We start from the raw sequence: 19364 nt of genomic DNA, 5'->3' as shown, positions 1-19364 counted from the left end.
GATCGCGCCACGATAACGACAAATTGCGTTGGCTATCGCGGCAAGCGGTTGGAAAATCCGCGGTGAACGGTAATTTCCTCGCGCATTTTTCGGATATCCGCAACAGGCGCGCAACATGGAATTGGACGCATGCGGCATTGGCGACACAAACCGATCATTCTGGCCGCGACGCTCTTCGCGTTGCTCCTCGGTCTTCCGGCACATGCCGGCCCCTTTGTTCTCCTCGACGTCGGCAGCGGCCGGGTTCTGGCCCATGAGGATGCCTTCCAGCGCTGGTATCCCGCCTCGCTCACCAAGCTGATGACGGCCTATGTGGTCTTCCGCGCTCTCGAATCCGGCGCGGTTCAGCTCAATTCGCCCGTGCGCATCACGCAGAACGCCGCAAAGGAGCCGCCCAGCAAGATCGGTTATCCGCAAGGTTCGGTGCTGACGCTCGACAACGCGCTGAAGATCTTCCTCGTGATGTCGGCCAACGACGTCACCACGGCGGTAGCCGAAAGCGTCGGCGGCTCGGAGGAGGCATTCGTCGCACGGATGAACGGGGAAGCACGCCGCCTGGGAATGACGGATACCCGCTTCATCAACGCCCATGGCCTGCCCGGGCCGTCGCAGTATACCACGGCGCGAGACCTTGCCATCCTGGTGCGCGCGCTGCGCACCGAATTTCCCCGGTATGCCGGCTATTTCTCCATCGAAGGCGTGCGCAACGGCGAATCCGTCAAGGAGAACACCAATTTCCTGATCGGCCGGTTCGATGGCGCCGACGGAATGAAGACGGGCTATATCTGCTCGTCCGGCTTCAATCTGGTGGCCACCGCAACGCGTGGCCGGCGAACGCTGGCAGCCATCGTCCTGGGGGCGCACTCGCAGGTGGAGCGAGCGGAGCTGGCCGCGGAGTTGCTTGCCCGCGGCTTCAAGGCACCCGGTCTCGGCGGGCCCAACATCGCCAGCCTCCGCCCGTCGGGCCAGACCACGGCGGCCGTTGCGGATATACGAGGCGAGATCTGCACGCAGGAGGCCGTTGAGCAGCGCATGAAGGAGCGCGACGACCAAGGCCGCTTCGTGCTCACCTCGCCCCATGTCCATCCCATGCAGCGCGAGCCGCGCGTCGTCGCCGTCGGCCTTGGCGGCGCGATGGGCGAGGAACCGGCCAAGCCGCGCTATGCCGATGTGCCGATCCCGACACCGCGCCCCGACTACACGCCTCAGCCGGTCGCCGTGCAGCAGGGCGGCTGACGTCTTGGAACCGACGCCGACCGTTGCACTCGTCGTGCTCACCGGATTTCTGGGCTCCGGCAAGACGACGCTGCTCAACCGCCTGCTGAAGACCCCGTCGCTGGCTCATACGGCCGTCGTCATCAACGAGTTCGGCGAGGTAGCGATCGATCACCTTCTGGTGGAGCAGGCGGCGGACGGCATCGTCGAAATCGGCGGCGGCTGCCTTTGCTGCACCGTTCGCGGCGAGCTCGTGGACACGCTCCTCTCCCTCACGGAGCGCCGGCCGGCGCTGGATCGCGTCGTTGTGGAAACGAGCGGGCTCGCCGATCCCGTGCCCATGCTCCAGTCGATCATCGCCCATCCGACGCTTTCGCGTCGCTACAGGCTCGAATGCGTGGTCACGATTGTCGACGCCATGCATGGAGCAGCCACTCTGGATGCCTATGAGGAGGCACGGCAACAGGTAACTTTGGCCGACCAGATCGTTGTTTCCAAAGCCGATCTGGCGGTGGAGGAGGACCGGCGGGCGCTCATGACCCGGCTTTCGGCCCTCAACAGCAGTGCCGAGCTTCTCGACAGCCGCCACCCGGCCGTCGTCGAGTGCCTGCTTCGCCCCGCTCTCGACCGGGTGAAGCCCGGTCTACCGGGCGCAGATCACCACGGGCACGATCACGACGGACATGATCATCACCACGATGACTTCCGCAGCGTCTCGCTCAGCTATGACGGCCCTTTGCCGGCTTCCGCGATCGAGAATTTCCTGGACCTGCTGACCACGCAGCAGGGCGAAGAGATCCTGCGGATAAAAGGGCTGGCCGAGACCTCCGAGAACCCGGGCCGCCCCCTCCTGATCCAGGGCGCGCAGAAACTCCTGCATCCACCAGAGCTCCTGGGTGCCTGGCCCGATGGCACGCGAGGCACGCGCATCGTCGTGATCGGCCGTGCTCTAGACACCGACTATGTGCGCCGCCTCTTCGCCGCCTTTACGGGCCAGACGGCGATCGATACTCCCGATCGCGCCGCCCTTGAACGCAACCCGCTTTCGATCCCGGGGATCAGGCGTTAACCTGCCGGCGGCGGTTTCCGACCTTGATCGAGGTCAAGGTGCGGCCTCTCGACGTCAACCACCGCGCTCGATGAGGAAGCGGTGCCCGCCGGATACGGTTTCCGTCTCCACCAGGGGGTGCTTCTCATTATTGCAGAAGGCCGGAATGTCGATGACGGCCAGAGGGTCCGTCGTTTCGACCCAGAGGCGTTCTCCGGGCTTCATGCCCGCCAGGCGCTTTTTGGCCTTCAGCACTGGCAAGGGGCAGTTGAGCCCCCTGAGGTCGTAAACATCCGACATGCGTCCTTGGGAACTCACTTGCGGAACATGTTCCAGAGGCGGCTCATCCGGCCCTGCTCCGGCTCGGGAGCGGTTTCCGGTTGCGCGGCAGCAGCGGCGGGACGATTCGGATTGGGTGCCGGCGCTGGTGTGGAGCCGGTGGTGAGTGGGGTCGCACCGACTTGCATCTGCGTCTCCGTCACCGCACCGTTCGCCTCTGCGGCCGCCGTCGCGGCTTCCTGCTCCGCTGGCGGCTGTTCGGCCGCGGCGGTCGCCTGCGTGGCCGGGGCCGGGCGTGGGGGCGGCGCATACGCGGTGACGGGCGCCGATTCCGGTGCCTTTTGCTTCGCCACCATCACCGGTGTCAGGGACGGCGGCTCGGGCGTGACCCTCTCGCCACGGGCGCGGCGGCGGCTCCAGTCGGCAACGAGCTTGGCCTCCTCGAGGCCGGCGATCGTGGGCTTCGGCTGCTGCTTGCTCCACTTCCAGGCCGCCTGGGAGACGGCGAGGTCCTGTTTCTTCTTATAGGCCTGATAGGCCGTCAGCAGCGCCTGCGGCTGGGTGGAGGGCGGACAGGCCTGCGTCGGTTCGAAGCTGTAGCCGTCGGCCGCGACGCGGTTGAAGACATAGCGCCGTTCGCAGACATCCACCTTGGGCGGGGACTTGGTGATCTCGAAATGGTCATAGCCTTCCTTCAGCATCTGCCAGAAGGGATAGTTCGGATCGTCGCGGTAGCGTGCCATGTTTTCCGGCGTCATGCGGAAGGGGAAGGCCTGGAGCTGGAACGCCTGCTGACCGCCGCGGAAGGCGTCCCGCGCGAAGGCGTAGATCTCCTCCACCTGCTCGTCGGTCATGGAATAACAGCCGGCGGAAGAACAGGCACCATGCACCATCAGATGCTGGCCCGTTCGACCGTTCGCCTGGTCATAGGCATTCGGAAAACCGACGTTGAACGAGAGATGATAGCTGGAATTCGGGTTCATCTGCTGCGGCCGGACGGTATAGAATCCCTCCGGCGCCTGCCGGTCACCCTCCGTGTATTTCGGACCGAGCTTGCCGGACCACTTGCAGATGTCGTAGCTCGCGATGCGGTCGTAGCGCCCGTCCCGTTTCTGCTTCCAGACCTCCAGCACACCCTCTTCCTTGAAGATGCGCATCATGATGGGCGAGTTCTTGCTCATCCCCTTGGCCTGCATGGCCTCTGTGACTTCCTGCGGCAGCTTGCGCTCGGCCTTGGGCGCGATGTCTTCCAGGGACCCGCTGCAGCCCGCGAGGATGAAGACCGGCAGAAGCACAGCACAAGCAAGACGGCTTTTCATGCGATGGTCTCGTTTTTGGGTCGCCATTCCCCTCTCCCGGCGGCAGGAGGCGGATATCTCCGCTACTAAAGACCGTTAGCCTTGACAAATCATTACCAGCCACGGCGCATTACGGCTTATCTTGAAGTGGGCGGCAAGGCAAGAATATGACGAACAACAGAATCTTGCTTGTTGGAGATAAGCGTGAGGGCTGAGGCCCGGACGGACCGGAACGATCGCTGGCGGCTTTAGAGCTGTCGACCGATGGCGAGGAATTTCTCCCGCCTGAGTTCGCGATAGTCGCCGCCAGCCTCGGTCAGGTCGCGGAACCCTTTTTCGATGGTCTCGCCAGCGGCCTGGATCACCGTCTCCGGCGAGCGGTGCGCGCCGCCCACGGGCTCGGGAATGATCCCGTCGATCACCTTCAGTTGCAGCAGATCCTGCGCGGTGATCTTCATATTGGTCGCCGCGTCCTTGGCGCGCGTGGAATCGTGCCACAGGATGGACGCAGCCCCCTCCGGCGAGATCACTGAATAGATGGAATGCTCCAGCATATAGACCAGATTGGCCGTGGCGATGGCGATCGCCCCGCCCGAGCCACCCTCGCCGATGATCAGGGCGACATTGGGCACCTTTAGGCCCAGGCATTTCGACGTGGACCGCGCGATCGCCTCGGCCTGCCCCCGCTCCTCCGCATCGATGCCCGGATAGGCGCCCGCCGTATCGACGAGACTGACCACCGGCACGCCGAAACGGTCGGCAAGATCCATCACCCGCACGGCCTTGCGATAGCCGTCCGGTCGGGCCATACCGAAATTGTGCTTCAGCCGGCTCTGGGTGTCGTTCCCTTTTTCCTGGCCTATGACGGCGATGGATTCACCGCGGAAGCGGGCAAAGCCGGCGACCACCGCCTCGTCCTCGCCGAAAGCGCGGTCGCCGGCGAGCGGCGTGAAGTCCGTGAAGAGCGCGCGCACATAGTCCATGCAGTGCGGCCGGTCAGGGTGACGGGCCACCTGCGCCTTCTGCCAAGGCGTCAGCGCCCTGTAGATGTCGCGCAGGGCATCCTTGGAGCGCCGCTCGAGCCGCGCGATCTCTTCACCAACGTCGACGGCCTCGCCGCTTTCGGTAAGCTTCTTGAGTTCGAGGATCTTGCCTTCGAGATCGGCGACCGGCTTTTCGAAATCGAGATAGTTATACATTCACCCGCCAAAAAATCGGACACGAGACACTGCGGTTTTGAGCACAAACGGCGAGGCCGCCGCTAAAATCGTGGTTTCACATAGCGGCCATGGCGCTAGTCGGCAAGCGGGTGGTGCTTCTGCACCAGTTCCTGCAGCCTCTTTTCGAGCACATGGGTATAGATCTGCGTGGTAGAGATGTCCGCATGGCCTAGGAGCTGCTGGACGGCCCTGAGATCCGCACCGTTTTGCAGAAGATGGCTTGCGAAGGCATGGCGCAGCACGTGCGGCGAGATCTTCGCGGCGGATATGCCCGCCCGCGCCGCCAGCCCCTTGAGCTCGCGCGCAAAGACCTGGCGGGGCAGGTGGCCGCTCGCGGACGCGGCCGGGAAAAGCCACGGGCTTTCCGCGAAGGCGGGATGCCGCGCCCGCTCCCGGACCCAGTGCGCCACGGCTTGCCGCGCCTTGGCTGAAAGCGGCACGATGCGTTCCTTGCCCCCTTTTCCCCGAACCGCGAAGAACCGTTCGTCCCTGAGCGCGACGCGGAGCGGCAGTGTCACAAGTTCCGAGACGCGCAGGCCGGAGGCATAGAGCATCTCGAGCAGCGTCGAGAGGCGCTGCGCGGCAAGGCGCTCCGGCGTGCCTTCGGACGCTGCGCGCGCCTCCTCCGCGGCCCGGTCGAGAAGAGCAAGCATCTGCTCCTCGCTCAGTGTCTTGGGCAGCGGGCGGCCTTTCTTCGGGCTGTCCAGCACGCCTGTCGGATCGTCGCCGCGCAAACCTTCCGCATAGAGGAATTTGAAGAACTGCCTGAGGGAGGAAAGCTTCCGCGCCTGCGTCGTGGGAGCAAAGCCGCGCCCGGCGATATCCGCGAGATAGGCGCGGATGCCCGCTGCGCTCGCATCCGCCAGCCCCAATCCGCCCGCGGTCATGAACACATCCGCGTCTTCGAGATCGCGCCGATAGGAGGCGAGCGTGTTGTCGCTTGCTCCGCGCTCGGCCGCCATCATCTCCAGAAACGCTTCGATCTTCGTTCCGCTCGCCATGAACCTTCGCCGCCATTGATGAGCCGTCCCGCCGATGATCGCAACAGAATGGAAAGAAACTGACAACGGATCGGGACTAGCGTTGCTCGAGTCGTTCCGGCGGGATAGGCACGATCATTTCCGTCCGCTTCGGCTCCACGAAGGTGGCCAGCGCATACATGGCGGCATAGAGGAGTGCCGCGAGGATCGCGATCGTCGTGAGAAGCCGAAAAAGTGTAGGCATACCCAACCCGTGTTGAAGCTCACGCTTATGTCGCGCGGCACCCGGCAATGCAAGGCCGTGGGGGTTGCGCTTGACGTAACTTGGTTTTCGTGTCGAAAGCTGTTGGATGATGCCGGTCGACAACACCTACTCCACTGCGAACTTGCCGGACGCCCGCGCCGTACTTGCGCGGCTCGGGCGGCGCAGCATCGTGTTCGTCGGCCTGATGGGGGCGGGGAAGACCGTCGTCGGGCGCAAGGTGGCCGGCATGCTGGGCCTGCCCTTCGTCGACAGCGATCATGAGATCGAGACCGTGTCCCGCATGACCATTCCCGAGCTTTTCGCCAGTTACGGCGAGGAAGAGTTCCGCGCGCTGGAGCGGCGGGTCATCGCCCGGCTGCTGCGGGAGGGCCCCCGGGTGCTTTCCACCGGCGGCGGCGCCTTTATCGCTGAAACCACGCGCCGCGCCATCATCCGCCAAGGCGTATCCGTCTGGCTGAAGGCCGATCTGGACACTCTCATGAACCGTGTGGCGAGGAGACAGAACCGCCCGCTTCTCAACACGAAGAATCCGCGCGCCGTCATGCAGGGCTTGATGGATCTTCGCTATCCGGTCTACGAGCAGGCCGACATTACCGTCCGCACGCGGGATGAACCCAAGGAAGTGATCGCGGCGGAGGTCGTCGAAGGTCTTGTCTCCTTCCTGGAGAAGAGCTGAGGAATGCAGGAAGCCTGATGAATAATGACGAGACAAGCCTGGCCACCGTTCCCGTCGGCCTGAGCGACCGCGCCTATGACATTCTGATCGGCCCCGGCCTGATCGCGCGCGCCGGCGGCGAGATCGCGTCGCGCCTGCCGGGCATCCGTACTGCGATCGTGACGGACGACAATGTCGCGGCGGCCCATCTCGAGGCCTTCGAGGCGAGCCTTTCCGCCGCCGGGATCGGCAGCGTCGCGATCAAGCTGAAGCCGGGCGAGCGCAGCAAGAGCTTCGAATCCCTTCAAGAGACCGTCGATGCCGTTATCGGCGCGCGCCTGGAAAGGCGGGATGCGGTCGTCGCGCTGGGCGGCGGCGTGGTGGGCGACCTCGCCGGCTTTGCCGCGGGGATTGTCCGCCGCGGCATGAATTTCGTGCAGGTGCCGACCTCGCTGCTCGCCCAGGTGGATTCCTCGGTCGGCGGGAAGACCGGCATCAACACGCAGCGCGGCAAGAACCTCGTCGGCGTCTTCTATCAGCCGAAGCTGGTGCTTGCCGACACGAGCGTGCTCGACACGCTGCCCGCGCGCGAGTTCCGGGCGGGCTATGCCGAGGTCGCCAAATACGGACTCATCGACAGGCCCGGCTTCTTCGAATGGCTGGAGACGCACTGGCGGGAGGTCTTCGCCGGCGGTAGCGCGCGGATCGAGGCGATCGCCGAATGCTGCCGCGCCAAGGCGGAGATCGTCGAGAGGGACGAGCGCGAGACCGGCGAGCGCGCGCTGCTCAATCTCGGCCACACTTTCGGTCACGCCCTCGAGGCGGCGACCGGCTATGACGGCGCGCGGCTGGTCCATGGGGAGGCTGTCGCCATCGGCATGGTCATGGCCCATAGATTTTCGGCGCGCATGAACCAGGCGAGCCCGGACGATGCCCGCCGCGTGGAAGCCCATCTGGGCGCGGTCGGCCTGCCGACGCGGCTGGGCGATATCCCCGGCGGCCTTCCGGACGCCGAGGCGCTGCTCGGCTATATCGCCCAGGACAAGAAGGTCACGCGCGGCGCGCTCACCTTCATCCTCACCCACGGGATCGGCCGGTCCTTCATCGCCAGCGATGTGCCCGCTGCGGAGGTCCTGGCCTTCCTGAAGGAGGAGGCGCCGCGATGACCACGGAAATCCTCGTCACGGGCGGGATCATTCTCTTTCTGATCGGGCTGTCCTTTCTCTTTTCAGGCACCGAGACCGGCATGACCGCCGTGTCCCGCGCGAGGCTTCACACGCTGGAGCGCGGCGGGGAAAAGCGTGCGGCTCTCGTGCAGAAGCTGGTGGTGCGGCGCGACCGCCTGGTGGGCGCGCTGCTCATCGGCAACAATCTGGTCAATATCCTCGCCTCCGCGCTCGCGACCAGCCTTATGCTCACCCTGTTCGGCGAAGCGGGCGTCATCTATGCCACGATCGCTATGACGTTGATGCTCGTCATCTTCTCCGAGATCCTGCCGAAATCCTGGGCACTCGCCCGACCGGAGCAGTTCGCGCTCTCCGTCTCGCCTTTTGCGCGGCTTGTCGTCCTCGTCTTCGGCCCGCTCTCCTCGGTCGCAAATGCGATCGTACGCGTTCTGCTGGCGGTCTTCGGCATCAATCTCGCGCGTGACATGCCGCTTCTCTCGGCCCATGAGGAACTGCGCGGCACGGTGGAGGTCCTGCACCGGGAGGGCGGCGTCGTGAAGCAGGACCGGGACCGCATGGGCGCCCTGCTGGACCTGCACGAGCTCGAAGTGTCCGACATCATGATCCACCGCACCAATATGCGCTCCGTCAGCGCCGACGAACCACCCGCAGCCGTGGTAAGCGAGATCCTGAAAAGCCCCTACACGCGGATTCCGGTCTGGAAGACGACGACGGAGAATATCGTCGGTGTGGTGCACACGAAGGATCTCCTGCGCGCGCTCCACGAGGTCGGCAACGATCCGGGCCGTATCGATATCATGAAGGTGGCGAGCAAGCCTTGGTTCGTGCCGGACACCACCTCGCTGCAGGACCAGCTCAATGCCTTCCTGCGGCGCAAGGCGCATATCGCCATTGTCGTCGACGAGTATGGCGAGGTGGAGGGGCTGGTGACACTTGAGGACATCATCGAGGAGATCGTCGGCGATATATCCGACGAGCATGACGTGGAGATGCAGGGTGTCAAGCAGGAGGCGGACGGCTCCATCGTCGTTGAAGGCTCTGTGCCGATCCGGGATCTGAACCGTGCCCTCGACTGGAACCTGCCGGACGACGAAGCCACCACGATCGCGGGTCTCGTCATCCACGAGACGCAGACGATCCCCGAGGAGAAGCAGGCCTTCACATTTTTCGGCAAGCGCTTCATCGTCATGAAGCGTGAGCGGAACCGTATCACCCGCCTGCGTATCCGCCCGGCGGTGGAGGACAAGGCGACGGCAAAGAATTAGACGGAGTCCTTCAGCTTTACGTCGAGCCGTGACGCGCGATATGACCATAGGCATTGTCCATGGTCATATCTCGATTATATTCAGGCGAGGTCGGAGGCGAAGATGCTCGCGCACGTATCTAAATCGCAATTCAAGGCGAAGGCGCTTGAATACTTCCGGCAAGTGGAAGCAAGCGGTGAACCGCTGATCGTAACGGATCACGGCAAGCCGGCGATAGAGATTCGCCCGGTTACGGAGAGGAAGCAGGATCCGCGGGAGCAATTAAAGGGGTCGGGTTTGCGCTATGGCGATCCCTTCGAACCCGTCGGGTTGGGGATTGGGAAGCGCTAAGTGATCGTCATCGACACCCATGCGCTCGTCTGGTGGATTAACGACGACAAGACGAAACTCACGGCCAAAGCGTCGCAAGTTATAGAAGAAGAGCTGGAGCGCGACGGCGTCATTGTATCATCGATTTCAGCCTGGGAGATCGCCTTACTGGTATCAAAAGGCAAACTCGATCTGTCGATGGATGTTTCGCACTGGCTGAAAACAGCGGAGCAGATCGCGGGTCTTCGATTTGCTCCAATCGACAACTCGGTTGCGGTGAAGAGCGTCACGCTTCCAGGCGATTCTCATCCAGACCCCTCAGACCAGATAATTGTGGCGCTGGCGCGAGAATTAGGCGTTCCGCTCGTTACCGCTGACAGCAGGATCACCCGCTATCCGCATGTGAGCACCATCTGGTAGGCTGCGCCCTCACCATCGCGTCTTCTCACCGGGTGCGGCCGGCTCGATGGCGAGCGCATGCACGCCGCGCTTGAGCTCCTCGGCCAGCACCTCGTTCACCGCGCGATGTCGCTCGATACGGCTTTTGCCGGCGAAGGCATCCGAAACGATGCGCACCCGGAAGTGCGTTTCGCCCGCGCCGTCGAAGGTCTCCTCATGGCCGTGCTCCACATGGTGATGGCCGGCGTGAAGATGGCTCTCGTTGACGACGGCGAGCCGCTGCGGCGAAAAGGCTTTGGTCAGCTTGATTTCGATTGCGGACTGAATGGACAAGAACGCCTCCTGATACCATATAGGGGATGCTTCCCGGATCCTCGAGCGATTGGCCTAAAGCATTTTGCAGCCGAGTGGAAACCTTGGCGCCCGCGAATGCGGCCGCGCGAGGGACCGAAGCGGCAGCACCCACGCTGCGCCCTTGGTCCATCGACTGCGAAATGTCAATTCTTGTTTCGCAGCCGCGAAAGGCCATAATCTAAACTGATTTGCTGTTTTCAGGACGGGCATGAAACTGAACTCGAAATATTTCGAGAAGATCCGCATCCGCCCGGATCCGCGGACCGAACCGAAGGCCGAGGGACCTCGCTGCCAGTGGGATGGCTGCGCGGAACCAGGCTTGCATCGCGCGCCGGTGGGCCGGGACAGGGAGGGCGAGTATTTCCGCTTCTGCTTCGAGCATGTTCGGGAATACAATAAGAATTACAATTACTTCTCTGGATTGAAGGACGGCGAGATCGCGCGTTTCCAGAAGGAAGCGCTGACCGGGCATCGTCCCACCTGGAAGGTCGGCTCGAACGCGACCGGGCCGGCGGCGGCCGATTTCGCGCCCTTCCGCTCCGGCCAGGCCACCTATTACCGGCGCCTGGGCGACCCGTTCAATCTCTTCGGCGGCGAAGCGAGAAGCCGCGCCCCCGTCGAGAAACGCGTGAAGCCCCTTGAGGCCAAGGCGCTGGAAACGCTGGGCCTCACGGCGAATGCGACTGGCGCGGACATAAAGGCGCGCTATAAGACGCTGGTGAAGCGCCACCATCCGGATGCGAATGGCGGCGATCGGGGGTCCGAGGCGCGTCTGCGCGAGGTCCTTCAGGCCTATCGGCTCCTCAAGCAGGCGGGTTTCTGTTAGCCCCGGTCTCTGCTAAGAGGCCACCGTTACGATGACAAGCGGCGCGGGCCCTCCCATCGCGCGCGCTGGAGGTATGATGAACAAGATCGACCGCGATATCGCCAACCTGCCCGACACCACGGTTCCCGTGCGCGAGACCTTCGGCTTCGATGCCGACATGGTCGTGCCCGCCTACTCGGAATCGGACCCGCATGTGCCCGATATCGATCCTGACTACCTGTTCGATAAGCAGACCACGCTGGCGATCCTGGCCGGCTTTGCCTACAACCGCCGCGTCATGGTCTCGGGCTATCACGGCACCGGCAAATCCACCCATATCGAGCAGGTCGCCGCGCGCCTCAACTGGCCCTGCGTGCGCATCAATCTCGACAGCCATGTCAGTCGCATCGACCTCGTCGGGAAGGATGCCATCGTGGTCAAGGAAGGCAAGCAGATCACCGAATTCCGCGACGGCATCCTGCCCTGGGCCTACCAGCACAACATTGCGCTCGTCTTCGACGAGTATGATGCCGGCCGCCCGGACGTGATGTTCGTGATCCAGCGCGTGCTCGAATCTTCCGGCCGCCTGACCCTGCTCGACCAGAGCCGCGTCATCAGGCCGCACCCTGCCTTCCGCCTCTTTTCCACCGCCAACACCGTGGGCCTGGGGGATACCACCGGTCTCTACCACGGCACGCAGCAGATCAACCAGGCGCAGATGGACCGCTGGTCGATCGTGACCACGCTCAACTACCTGCCGCACGACGAGGAGGTGGCGATCGTCCAGGCCAAGGCCAAGCACTACCAGAACGACAAGGGCCGCGAGATCGTCGGCCGCATGGTGCGCGTGGCGGACATGACGCGCTCGGCCTTCATGAACGGCGATCTTTCCACCGTCATGAGCCCGCGCACGGTGATCATGTGGGCGGAGAACGCCGAGATATTCGGCGATGTCGGCTTCGCCTTCCGCCTCACTTTCCTCAACAAATGCGACGAGCTGGAGCGGGCCATGGTGGCCGAGTTCTATCAGCGCGCTTTCGGCGAGGAATTGCCGGAATCGGCCGCCAATGTGGTGCTGAGCTAGAGGTTGAGATGCAGTATCAAGGCAGTTGCCACTGCGGCGAAATACGCTTCAATGTGGACGTGGACCTCTCCAATCCGATCACCTGCAATTGCTCGTATTGCACGCAGCGCGGCAGCATCCTGGCCTTCACGCCGGCCGAGAAATTCGAGCTGCAGCAGGGCGAGCAGAAGCTGACGGAATATCGTTTCCATACGAAGAAAATCCAGCATCTCTTCTGCTCGGTCTGCGGGATGGAGTCCTTCGCCCGCGCTGCCTTGCCGAACGGCACCGAGATGACGGCGATCAACGTGCGCTGCCTTGAGGGTGTGGATCTCGACAGCCTCGAGCCCACTCAAGTCGACGGCCGCTCGCGCTAGAAAGCAAGACAGTCCCGTGAGCACGACGAACCGGAAGCCAGGACAGCCCGCTGAAGCCCCGCTCGACCCTTTCAAGCGGGCGGTTACCGGCTGCGTGCGCGCGATTTCGGGCGACAACGAGGTGGAGGTCGTCTTCTCGAAGGACAAACCGGCGCTGACGGGAAACCGCATCCGCCTGCCGGATCTGCCGAAGAAGCCCACTGCCGAGGCGCTCAACGTCACCCGCGGCCTGGGCGATTCCATGGCCTTGCGCCACGCCTGCCACGACGTCCGCCTCCACAGCCGTCTTGCCCCCCAGGGCAAGCAGGCGCGCGCCATTTTCGACGCTGTCGAGCAGGCGCGCGTGGAAGCGATCGGCGCGCGCTCCATGAAAGGCGTGTCGGACAATCTGGCCGCCATGCTGGAGGACAAGTACGCCCGCGCCAACCTTGCCGATGTGAGCGACCGCGCCGACGCGCCGCTGGAGGAAGCGGTCGCGCTGATGGTGCGCGAGAAGCTGACCGGCCGCCCTGCTCCCAAGAGCGGCAAAAGGCTCGTCGACCTTTGGCGCGACTGGATCCAGGAGAAGGCGGGAACCGACCTCGAGACCCTGCTGCCGCGTATCAACGATCAGGACGGCTTCGCCCGCGCCGTCCGCGAGCTTCTCGGCGCCATGGATATGGGCGAGGACCTCTCCGAGGAGGAGCAAACCGAGGAGAGCGAGGAAGACAGCGACCAGCCGCAGGGCGAGGACTCCAACGAGGAAGGCGGCGAGGAGCAGTCGGAAGGCGAGCGTAGCCAGGCCGATGAGGCCGACGCTTCGAGCGACGAGAACGAGGCGGGCGAGAGCGAAGCCGCCGCCACCACCGCCGAAGACACCACCGACCAGGAGGACATCGACGCCGAAACGCCCGGCGAGGCCCGGCGTCCCGAAAGCCCCTTCGATCAGGCCGCGCACGCGATCGACTACCGCGTCTTCACGACCGAGTTCGACGAGGTGGTCGGCGCCGAGGACCTCTGTGACGAGGAGGAGCTCGATCGCCTGCGCGCCTTCCTGGACAAGCAGCTCGCCAATCTGCAGGGCGTCGTCGGCCGGCTGGCCAACCGCCTGCAGCGCCGCCTGATGGCGCAGCAGAACCGCTCCTGGGAGTTCGACCTGGAGGAAGGCGTGCTCGATACGGCACGCCTGCCGCGCCTCATCATCGACCCCATGCAGCCGCTCTCCTTCAAGCAGGAGCACGACACCAATTTCCGCGACACCGTGGTGACGCTGCTGATCGACAATTCCGGCTCCATGCGCGGCCGGCCCATCTCCGTCGCCGCCACCTGCGCGGACATCCTGGCCCGCACGCTGGAGCGCTGCGGCGTACGCGTCGAGCTCCTCGGCTTCACCACCCGCGCCTGGAAAGGCGGCCAGGCGCGCGAGAAATGGCTCAAGGAAGGCAAGCCTGCCAATCCCGGAAGGCTCAATGATCTGCGCCACATCGTCTATAAGTCGGCCGACGCGCCCTGGCGGCGCGCCCGGCGCAATCTCGGCCTCATGATGCGCGAGGGGCTGCTCAAGGAGAACATCGACGGCGAGGCGCTTCTCTGGGCGCATCAACGCCTCGTCGCCCGGCCGGAGCAGCGCAAGATCCTCATGATGATCTCCGATGGGGCGCCGGTGGACGATTCCACCCTGTCGGTCAATCCGGGGAATTATCTGGAGCGGCATCTGCGCGGCATCATCGAGCTCATCGAGACCCGCTCGCCGGTCGAACTGCTCGCCATCGGCATCGGACATGACGTCACGCGGTACTACCGCCGCGCCGTCACGATCGTCGACGCGGAGGAACTGGCCGGCGCGATGACCGAGCAGCTCGCCTCCCTGTTCGAGGAGGAAGGTCTCGGGCGCGGCGGCCGGCTTGCGGGGCACATGCGTCGTGCGGGCTGACGCGGCGCGGGCAGGCGTCTTCGCTCTCGCACTCCTCGGCGCCGGCCTTGTCTTTCTGCAGCCGAGCCCGGCTCAGGAGACGGGGCTGCAGAGTCTCTCGATTTCGGCCCGCCCGATACCCGAATTCCGCATCGGCTCGAGCCAGACGCGGTTCGGCCCGCTGGAATTCACCGGCGGGCTGGAGATGGTCTCGCGCGATCGCGACTTCGGCGCGCTCTCCTCCTTCCGCTTTCTCTCGCCAGGCGGGAGGTTCGTCGGCGTCGCCGACACGGGTTTCTGGTTCTTCGGCACCCTCCTGCACGACGAGGAGGGCCGACCCAGCGTCGTGGCGGATTTCACGATGAGCGCAATCCTTGATCCTGACGGCAGGACAGGAGAGAAATGGACCACCGACGCGGAGTCGATCGCCGTGCGCGACGGCGTGGTGACCGTGGGCTTCGAGCGCCAGCATCGCATCTCTCAATTCCGTCTCGAGCCCGAGCATATGGGCAGCGCGATCGCCGACCTCAACTTCCTCGTTCCATCTTATGAACTGCGCACCAATCGCGGGTTCGAGACGATCGCCTACGCACCGGCGGGCGGCGCGCTCGATGGCGCCCTCGTGGCCGTAGCCGAGCGGAGCATCGATCAGAACGGCAATATCTTCGCCGCCGTGCTCGACGGCCCGCAGAAAGGGATTTTCACCGTCGCCCGCCGGGACGGCTTCGACATCACCGACGGCGCCTTCCTGCCCGATGGCGATCTGCTGCTGCTCGAGCGCAGCTTCTCCATGGCGACGGGCGTGGGCATGCGGCTCCGCCGCATCGAGGCGGAGACCATACGGCAGGGCAGGGTGGCGGACGGTCCCGTGCTCCTGCAGGCCGATATGGGCTATCAGATCGACAATATGGAAGCGCTCGATGTCTGGCAGCGGCCCGACGGGGCAACCATGGTCTCGCTGATGTCGGACGACAACCACTCCATCCTGCAGCGCAACCTCTATCTGGAATTCAGGTTGGTGGAGGAGTGAAGAGCTATCGCGCCGCCTCGACCGGCCTCAGAATGGCGAGCATCGCGCCATAGGGCACCAGCATGGCGAGGCCGATGAGAAGCTTCACGGCGAAATCCCCGAGCGCCAGCGAAACCCAGAGCGGCACGTCCGCCCCGATACCGAACAGGGGCACCGGAAAGGCGAGCGAACCGTCTTCCAGGCTAAGGCTCGTGTCGAGGAAGGAGAAGGCCGCCGCGAAGGCGAGCGAGAAAAACAGCAGCGTGTCGAGCGCGGAGCCGACGAGCGTCGAGATCAGCGGCGCGCGCCACCATGAACTTCGGCGCAGCCGGTCGAAGATCGCAATGTCGAGAAGCTGGGCGGCCAGGAACGCGGTGCCTGAAGCGAACGCGATGCGCGGGCTGGCGAGCACCGCCGACAGCACCATCGCCGCCAGGAAACCCACCATCACGACCTGACGCGCGGCTGCCGGCCCGAAACGGCGATTTGTCAGGTCATTGACAAGAAAGGCGATCGGATAGGTGAAAGCGCCCCATGTCAGGATCTCGCCGAGCCCGAAATGCGTGAAGGGGAACTGGACGAGGACGTTGGAGGCGGCGACGACGATCGCCATGGCGGCCACGAAGGGCCATACTGTAAGGGTGCGGTTCATTTTTTTATCCTGGGTGATGGAACCAGTGGGCAGGTAGGCCCGCCCAGGGAAATCAGGCTTCGGCCTGCTCGGAAAGCTTCTTGGCGACCTGCTTCTTGAGGAGCCGGGCGCGCTGCGAAAGCTCGTTCGACTTGGCTTTCAGCAGGAAGGCGTCGAGCCCGCCGCGATGCTCCACGGAGCGGAGTGCATTGGCGGAAACGCGCAGGCGGAAATTCTGGCCGAGCGCCTCGGACATCAGCGTGACGTCGCAGAGATTGGGAAGGAAGCGACGCCGGGTCTTGTTGTTGGCGTGGCTCACATTGTTGCCGCTCATCACGGCCTTGCCGGTCAGTTCGCAAGCGCGGGACATCTGTTTATCCTTTGTCTTTCGGGCCATGCCGATTGCCGCACCAGTTTGGTCGGCGCTCGGACTTGATCAGCGGCCTCGTGGAAATTTGCCGTTCCCATAAAGGCAATTGCCTTCTGGGTCAAGCTTTGCCTTGGCGGCACCCTGTCGGCCCCGCTTCACATATTTGCCCCAATGCGCGCTTTCCCTCTGGGCGGAGGGGAAATGAACGATGGGAAAGCAGCCATGGCCAGCGCCAGCCAGAGCACCCTTCTTGCAACAGCCCTCCTCCTTGCGGCCGTCTCGAGCGCCGGCGCGGAGTCCTACCGCACGCATTACGGCGCATCTCTCTTCGGACTTCCGGTGGGGCGTGCCACCTTCGAAAGCCGTTTCGAAGGAAACGGCTTCGCCATCGCGGGCCGTTTCGCGAGCGCCGGCATCGCCCGCCTCTTCGAGCGCACGGACGGCACCGTGGCCGTGAACGGCGTCTTCGCCGGGGGAGCAAGCCACCCGGCCCGCTATGAACTCGAATATACCGAAGGGAAGGAACGCCAGAAGACGGTCATCCGCTTTGCCAGGGGCGCGGTTGCCGAGACGAAGAACGAGCCGCCGCTGAAGAAGCGGGGGGATGATTGGGTGCCGCTGGGAAGAGAGCACCTCTCCGGTGCGGCAGACCCGATCTCGGCCCTTCTCCTTCCGGTGTCGAGCAGCGAGGAGGTCTGCAGCCGCACGATCCGCGTCTATGACGGCGAGATCCGCGCCGACATCGTGCTTCAGCCGGCCACGGAGCGTGAGAGCTTCCGTGGTGCGGCGATCACGTGCCGGGCGCGTTTCGTGCCCGTTTCGGGTTATCGCAGGAATCACTCCTCCATCACCTATCTGCGCGACCGGGCGCGGATGTTCGTAGGGTTCGAGCCGGTGGGAGGCCGCGATCTCTATTCTCCCGTGGAAGCAACCATTGCCACGAAGATCGGAACGGTGCACATCAGGGCGCGTACGATGTAAGTCCGGCGGAGGGAGAGGATGGCGCGTGCCACATTGATCGGCTTTTCGGCTGTCGCCATGTGGGCGCTCCTGGCGCTGATGACGGCGGCTTCCGGCCAGGTGCCGCCTTTCCAGCTTTCCGCGATCACCTTTGCCGTCGGCACCGGCGTCGGGCTTGCCGCGCGGGCGGCCTCGCCGGCTTTCCGCAGACACGAGAAGGTTCCTCCGGTGGTCTGGCTCGTCGGCATCGGCGGCCTCTTCGGCTACCACTTCCTTTATTTCACCGCGCTCAGGAACGCGCCCGCTGTCGAGGCGAGCCTCATCGCCTATCTCTGGCCGCTTCTCATCGTGCTGGGCTCGGCGCTGATGCCCGGAGAGCGCCTCGGCTGGCATCACATCACCGGCGCCTGCCTCGGCCTTCTCGGCACGTTCCTCATCATCACCAAGGGTGGCGGCTTCACCTTCGACAGCCGCTACGCGCTGGGCTATGCGGCAGCGGGCGGCTGTGCACTCTTCTGGTCCGGCTATTCGCTGCTCTCGCGCCGCTTCCAGGCCGTGCCGACCAGCATCGTCACCTGGTTCTGCGCCGCTACCGCCATCCTCTCCGCATTCTGCCACCTCGCGCTGGAGGAGACCGTGTGGCCGGCGAATGCAGGCGAGTGGCTCGCGGTGCTCGGCCTCGGCCTTCTGCCGGTCGGCGCCGCCTTCTACGCGTGGGACTACGGCGTGAAGCACGGCAATATCCAGGTTCTGGGTGCCGCGAGCTACGCGGCACCACTGCTCTCCACGCTCATCCTGATCGCCGCCGGCCAGGCCGAACCGGCCGCCAGCATTCTCGCGGCCTGCCTGCTCATCACCGGCGGCGCCGCGCTTGCCGCCAAGAATATGATCTTCCGCCGGAAGCCGGCGGTTGCCGGCGACGCGGCGGCTTGAACGCTAGAAGAGGTCCTTCCTCTTGCGGATTTCGGCAAAGACCTCGGCATCCGCAGCGTTCTCCATGCCGAGATTCCGCCGGATGATCGTGTCGTGCCAGCGCAGGAATGGATTGGTGGCCATCTCATCGGCCAGCGTGGTGGGCAATGTCGGCTTGCCTTCGCGTCGCAGTGCCTCGATTGTCTTCGCCCGCTCCTTGAGCGCCGAGTTGGTAGGATCGACCGAAAGCGCGAAACGCGCATTGGACTCGGTATATTCGTGGCCGCAATAGATGACGGTCTCGAGCGGCAGTTCGGAAAGCTTCCTCAGCGATTCGTACATCACCGGCGGCTTGCACTCGAAGAGCCGGCCGCAGCCGAGCGCGAAGAGTGTGTCGGCCGTGAACGCGACGCCCGCACCCGCGAAATGATAGGTGATATGGCCGGCCGTGTGCCCCGGCGTCTCGATGACGCGCGCCTCCTGCTTGCCGACGCGCACCACGTCGCCCTCCTTCACCTGCCGGTCGATGCCAGGAATTTTTTCCGCCTCCTTGGCCGGCCCGACGATGGTGAGCCCGAAACGCTCCTTGAGCGCCAGATTCGCCTCGACATGGTCAACGTGGTGATGGGTGATCAGGAGCAGCGACGGCTTCCAGCCCGTGCGCTCGACCGCCTCCAGGATCGGCCGCTCCTCCGGTGCATCCACCAGTGCGGCGATGCCGCTTTCCGTATCGCGCATGAGGATGCCGAAATTATCGCTGCGGCACATGAACTGTTCGATTTCGAGCGTCATCGTCACCTCCGTATGGGGTCAGACATAGAGTTTCGATCGTCCGTTGTCACCCGCCGAAAGACTTCCTTGCGGCGATGGCC

General features: G+C 64.4%; 23 protein-coding genes. 14 read left to right on the top strand and 9 right to left on the bottom strand.

Translation table 11 applies throughout. The features are described 5' to 3' along the window. Positions 1-129 precede the first annotated feature (129 nt). Both PVE73_RS03730 and PVE73_RS03725 read left to right on the top strand, forming a co-directional pair. Complete coding sequence (locus tag PVE73_RS03730) at positions 130-1236, top strand: D-alanyl-D-alanine carboxypeptidase family protein (protein WP_277365658.1); 1107 nt, start codon at positions 130-132, stop codon at positions 1234-1236. 4 nt (positions 1237-1240) lie between these two features. Beyond that, positions 1241-2284, top strand: a complete 1044-nt coding sequence (locus tag PVE73_RS03725) for a GTP-binding protein (RefSeq protein WP_277365657.1) — start codon at positions 1241-1243, stop codon at positions 2282-2284. Between the two features lie 54 nt (positions 2285-2338). Here PVE73_RS03725 and PVE73_RS03720 read toward each other — a convergent pair whose 3' ends face one another. The 5 genes from PVE73_RS03720 to PVE73_RS03700 form a co-directional block, all read right to left on the bottom strand. Beyond that, positions 2339-2563 carry a sulfurtransferase TusA family protein gene (locus PVE73_RS03720; RefSeq protein WP_277365656.1) on the bottom strand — a complete coding sequence of 75 codons (225 nt, stop codon included), beginning with the start codon at positions 2561-2563 and terminating at the stop codon, positions 2339-2341. A gap of 14 nt (positions 2564-2577) precedes the next feature. Then, on the bottom strand, positions 2578-3861 hold the full coding sequence (locus PVE73_RS03715; protein WP_277365655.1) for a murein L,D-transpeptidase family protein: 1284 nt from the start codon (positions 3859-3861) through the stop codon (positions 2578-2580). A 227-nt stretch (positions 3862-4088) separates the two neighbouring features. Further along, positions 4089-5039: an acetyl-CoA carboxylase carboxyltransferase subunit alpha gene (locus PVE73_RS03710; RefSeq protein ID WP_277365654.1), complete on the bottom strand. Its 951-nt coding sequence runs from the start codon at positions 5037-5039 to the stop codon at positions 4089-4091. A gap of 95 nt (positions 5040-5134) precedes the next feature. After that, a complete protein-coding gene (locus tag PVE73_RS03705; RefSeq protein ID WP_277365653.1) occupies positions 5135-6061 on the bottom strand; it encodes a site-specific tyrosine recombinase XerD in 927 nt (308 codons plus the stop codon). A gap of 76 nt (positions 6062-6137) precedes the next feature. Further along, positions 6138-6284, bottom strand: coding sequence for a histidine kinase (locus tag PVE73_RS03700; protein ID WP_277365652.1), 147 nt, complete (start codon positions 6282-6284; stop codon positions 6138-6140). A 109-nt stretch (positions 6285-6393) separates the two neighbouring features. On the opposite strand from PVE73_RS03700, the gene PVE73_RS03695 reads away from it, so the two are divergent. The 5 genes from PVE73_RS03695 to PVE73_RS03675 all read left to right on the top strand — a co-directional run bounded on the left by PVE73_RS03695 (position 6394) and on the right by PVE73_RS03675 (position 10141). Further along, positions 6394-6981 carry a shikimate kinase gene (locus PVE73_RS03695; protein WP_277367332.1) on the top strand — a complete coding sequence of 196 codons (588 nt, stop codon included), beginning with the start codon at positions 6394-6396 and terminating at the stop codon, positions 6979-6981. A gap of 17 nt (positions 6982-6998) precedes the next feature. Then, complete coding sequence (aroB, locus tag PVE73_RS03690) at positions 6999-8126, top strand: 3-dehydroquinate synthase (RefSeq protein ID WP_277365651.1); 1128 nt, start codon at positions 6999-7001, stop codon at positions 8124-8126. Continuing rightward, on the top strand, positions 8123-9412 hold the full coding sequence (locus PVE73_RS03685) for an HlyC/CorC family transporter (RefSeq protein WP_277365650.1): 1290 nt from the start codon (positions 8123-8125) through the stop codon (positions 9410-9412). The genes aroB and PVE73_RS03685 overlap by 4 nt, the downstream gene beginning before the upstream one ends. A 102-nt stretch (positions 9413-9514) precedes the next feature. Further along, positions 9515-9742, top strand: a complete 228-nt coding sequence (locus PVE73_RS03680) for a type II toxin-antitoxin system Phd/YefM family antitoxin (protein WP_277365649.1) — start codon at positions 9515-9517, stop codon at positions 9740-9742. Continuing rightward, a complete protein-coding gene (locus PVE73_RS03675) occupies positions 9743-10141 on the top strand; it encodes a type II toxin-antitoxin system VapC family toxin (RefSeq protein WP_277365648.1) in 399 nt (132 codons plus the stop codon). Between the two features lie 9 nt (positions 10142-10150). Here PVE73_RS03675 and PVE73_RS03670 read toward each other — a convergent pair whose 3' ends face one another. Next, positions 10151-10453 carry a BolA family protein gene (locus PVE73_RS03670; protein ID WP_277365647.1) on the bottom strand — a complete coding sequence of 101 codons (303 nt, stop codon included), beginning with the start codon at positions 10451-10453 and terminating at the stop codon, positions 10151-10153. Between the two features lie 229 nt (positions 10454-10682). Between PVE73_RS03670 and PVE73_RS03665 the strand changes: the two genes are divergently transcribed. The 5 genes from PVE73_RS03665 to PVE73_RS03645 all read left to right on the top strand — a co-directional run bounded on the left by PVE73_RS03665 (position 10683) and on the right by PVE73_RS03645 (position 15640). Beyond that, positions 10683-11300 (top strand): J domain-containing protein, encoded by a 618-nt coding sequence (locus PVE73_RS03665; RefSeq protein WP_277365646.1) that lies wholly within the window; start codon positions 10683-10685, stop codon positions 11298-11300. Positions 11301-11376: 76 nt separating this feature from the next. Further along, the gene (gene cobS, locus PVE73_RS03660) at positions 11377-12363 is read left to right on the top strand and encodes a cobaltochelatase subunit CobS (protein WP_277365645.1); all 987 of its coding nucleotides are present in this window, start codon (positions 11377-11379) and stop codon (positions 12361-12363) included. A gap of 8 nt (positions 12364-12371) precedes the next feature. After that, a complete protein-coding gene (locus tag PVE73_RS03655; protein WP_277365644.1) occupies positions 12372-12719 on the top strand; it encodes a GFA family protein in 348 nt (115 codons plus the stop codon). A 16-nt stretch (positions 12720-12735) separates the two neighbouring features. Next, positions 12736-14631: a cobaltochelatase subunit CobT gene (gene cobT / locus PVE73_RS03650; RefSeq protein ID WP_277365643.1), complete on the top strand. Its 1896-nt coding sequence runs from the start codon at positions 12736-12738 to the stop codon at positions 14629-14631. Next, entirely contained in the window at positions 14621-15640 is a 1020-nt protein-coding gene (locus PVE73_RS03645) for an esterase-like activity of phytase family protein (protein WP_277365642.1), read from the top strand. The genes cobT and PVE73_RS03645 overlap by 11 nt, the downstream gene beginning before the upstream one ends. 4 nt (positions 15641-15644) lie before the next feature. Here the strand turns inward: PVE73_RS03645 and PVE73_RS03640 are convergent, their stop codons facing one another. Continuing rightward, positions 15645-16271 carry a VUT family protein gene (locus tag PVE73_RS03640; protein WP_277365641.1) on the bottom strand — a complete coding sequence of 209 codons (627 nt, stop codon included), beginning with the start codon at positions 16269-16271 and terminating at the stop codon, positions 15645-15647. A gap of 52 nt (positions 16272-16323) precedes the next feature. Then, positions 16324-16620, bottom strand: a complete 297-nt coding sequence (rpmB, locus tag PVE73_RS03635) for a 50S ribosomal protein L28 (RefSeq protein ID WP_277365640.1) — start codon at positions 16618-16620, stop codon at positions 16324-16326. A 201-nt stretch (positions 16621-16821) separates the two neighbouring features. Here rpmB and PVE73_RS03630 point away from each other — a divergent pair, with 201 nt between their 5' ends. Continuing rightward, positions 16822-17601 (top strand): DUF3108 domain-containing protein, encoded by a 780-nt coding sequence (locus PVE73_RS03630; RefSeq protein WP_277365639.1) that lies wholly within the window; start codon positions 16822-16824, stop codon positions 17599-17601. Positions 17602-17619: 18 nt separating this feature from the next. Beyond that, complete coding sequence (locus PVE73_RS03625; RefSeq protein ID WP_277365638.1) at positions 17620-18513, top strand: EamA family transporter; 894 nt, start codon at positions 17620-17622, stop codon at positions 18511-18513. 3 nt (positions 18514-18516) lie between these two features. On the opposite strand, the gene gloB is transcribed toward PVE73_RS03625, so the two are convergent. Beyond that, positions 18517-19284, bottom strand: a complete 768-nt coding sequence (gene gloB, locus PVE73_RS03620; protein WP_277365637.1) for a hydroxyacylglutathione hydrolase — start codon at positions 19282-19284, stop codon at positions 18517-18519. Between the last annotated feature and the right edge of the window lie 80 nt (positions 19285-19364).

Source organism: Chelativorans sp. AA-79, assembly GCF_029457495.1.
Lineage (GTDB): Bacteria > Pseudomonadota > Alphaproteobacteria > Rhizobiales > Rhizobiaceae > Chelativorans.
The sequence above is the reverse complement of the archived record's forward strand: the minus strand, read 5'-3'. Positions and strand labels throughout refer to the sequence as shown.

Coding starts and splice junctions, on each gene's coding strand:
- PVE73_RS03730 (WP_277365658.1), top strand. CDS start 130: ATGCGGCATTGGCGACACAAACCGATCATTCTGGCCGCGACGCTCTTC.
- PVE73_RS03640 (WP_277365641.1), bottom strand. CDS start 16,271: ATGAACCGCACCCTTACAGTATGGCCCTTCGTGGCCGCCATGGCGATC.
- PVE73_RS03700 (WP_277365652.1), bottom strand. CDS start 6,284: ATGCCTACACTTTTTCGGCTTCTCACGACGATCGCGATCCTCGCGGCA.
- PVE73_RS03625 (WP_277365638.1), top strand. CDS start 17,620: ATGGCGCGTGCCACATTGATCGGCTTTTCGGCTGTCGCCATGTGGGCG.
- rpmB (WP_277365640.1), bottom strand. CDS start 16,620: ATGTCCCGCGCTTGCGAACTGACCGGCAAGGCCGTGATGAGCGGCAAC.
- PVE73_RS03720 (WP_277365656.1), bottom strand. CDS start 2,563: ATGTCGGATGTTTACGACCTCAGGGGGCTCAACTGCCCCTTGCCAGTG.
- PVE73_RS03655 (WP_277365644.1), top strand. CDS start 12,372: ATGCAGTATCAAGGCAGTTGCCACTGCGGCGAAATACGCTTCAATGTG.
- PVE73_RS03665 (WP_277365646.1), top strand. CDS start 10,683: ATGAAACTGAACTCGAAATATTTCGAGAAGATCCGCATCCGCCCGGAT.
- PVE73_RS03705 (WP_277365653.1), bottom strand. CDS start 6,061: ATGGCGAGCGGAACGAAGATCGAAGCGTTTCTGGAGATGATGGCGGCC.
- PVE73_RS03630 (WP_277365639.1), top strand. CDS start 16,822: ATGAACGATGGGAAAGCAGCCATGGCCAGCGCCAGCCAGAGCACCCTT.
- aroB (WP_277365651.1), top strand. CDS start 6,999: ATGAATAATGACGAGACAAGCCTGGCCACCGTTCCCGTCGGCCTGAGC.
- PVE73_RS03715 (WP_277365655.1), bottom strand. CDS start 3,861: ATGAAAAGCCGTCTTGCTTGTGCTGTGCTTCTGCCGGTCTTCATCCTC.
- cobS (WP_277365645.1), top strand. CDS start 11,377: ATGAACAAGATCGACCGCGATATCGCCAACCTGCCCGACACCACGGTT.
- PVE73_RS03695 (WP_277367332.1), top strand. CDS start 6,394: ATGCCGGTCGACAACACCTACTCCACTGCGAACTTGCCGGACGCCCGC.
- PVE73_RS03710 (WP_277365654.1), bottom strand. CDS start 5,039: ATGTATAACTATCTCGATTTCGAAAAGCCGGTCGCCGATCTCGAAGGC.
- gloB (WP_277365637.1), bottom strand. CDS start 19,284: ATGACGCTCGAAATCGAACAGTTCATGTGCCGCAGCGATAATTTCGGC.
- PVE73_RS03680 (WP_277365649.1), top strand. CDS start 9,515: ATGCTCGCGCACGTATCTAAATCGCAATTCAAGGCGAAGGCGCTTGAA.
- PVE73_RS03685 (WP_277365650.1), top strand. CDS start 8,123: ATGACCACGGAAATCCTCGTCACGGGCGGGATCATTCTCTTTCTGATC.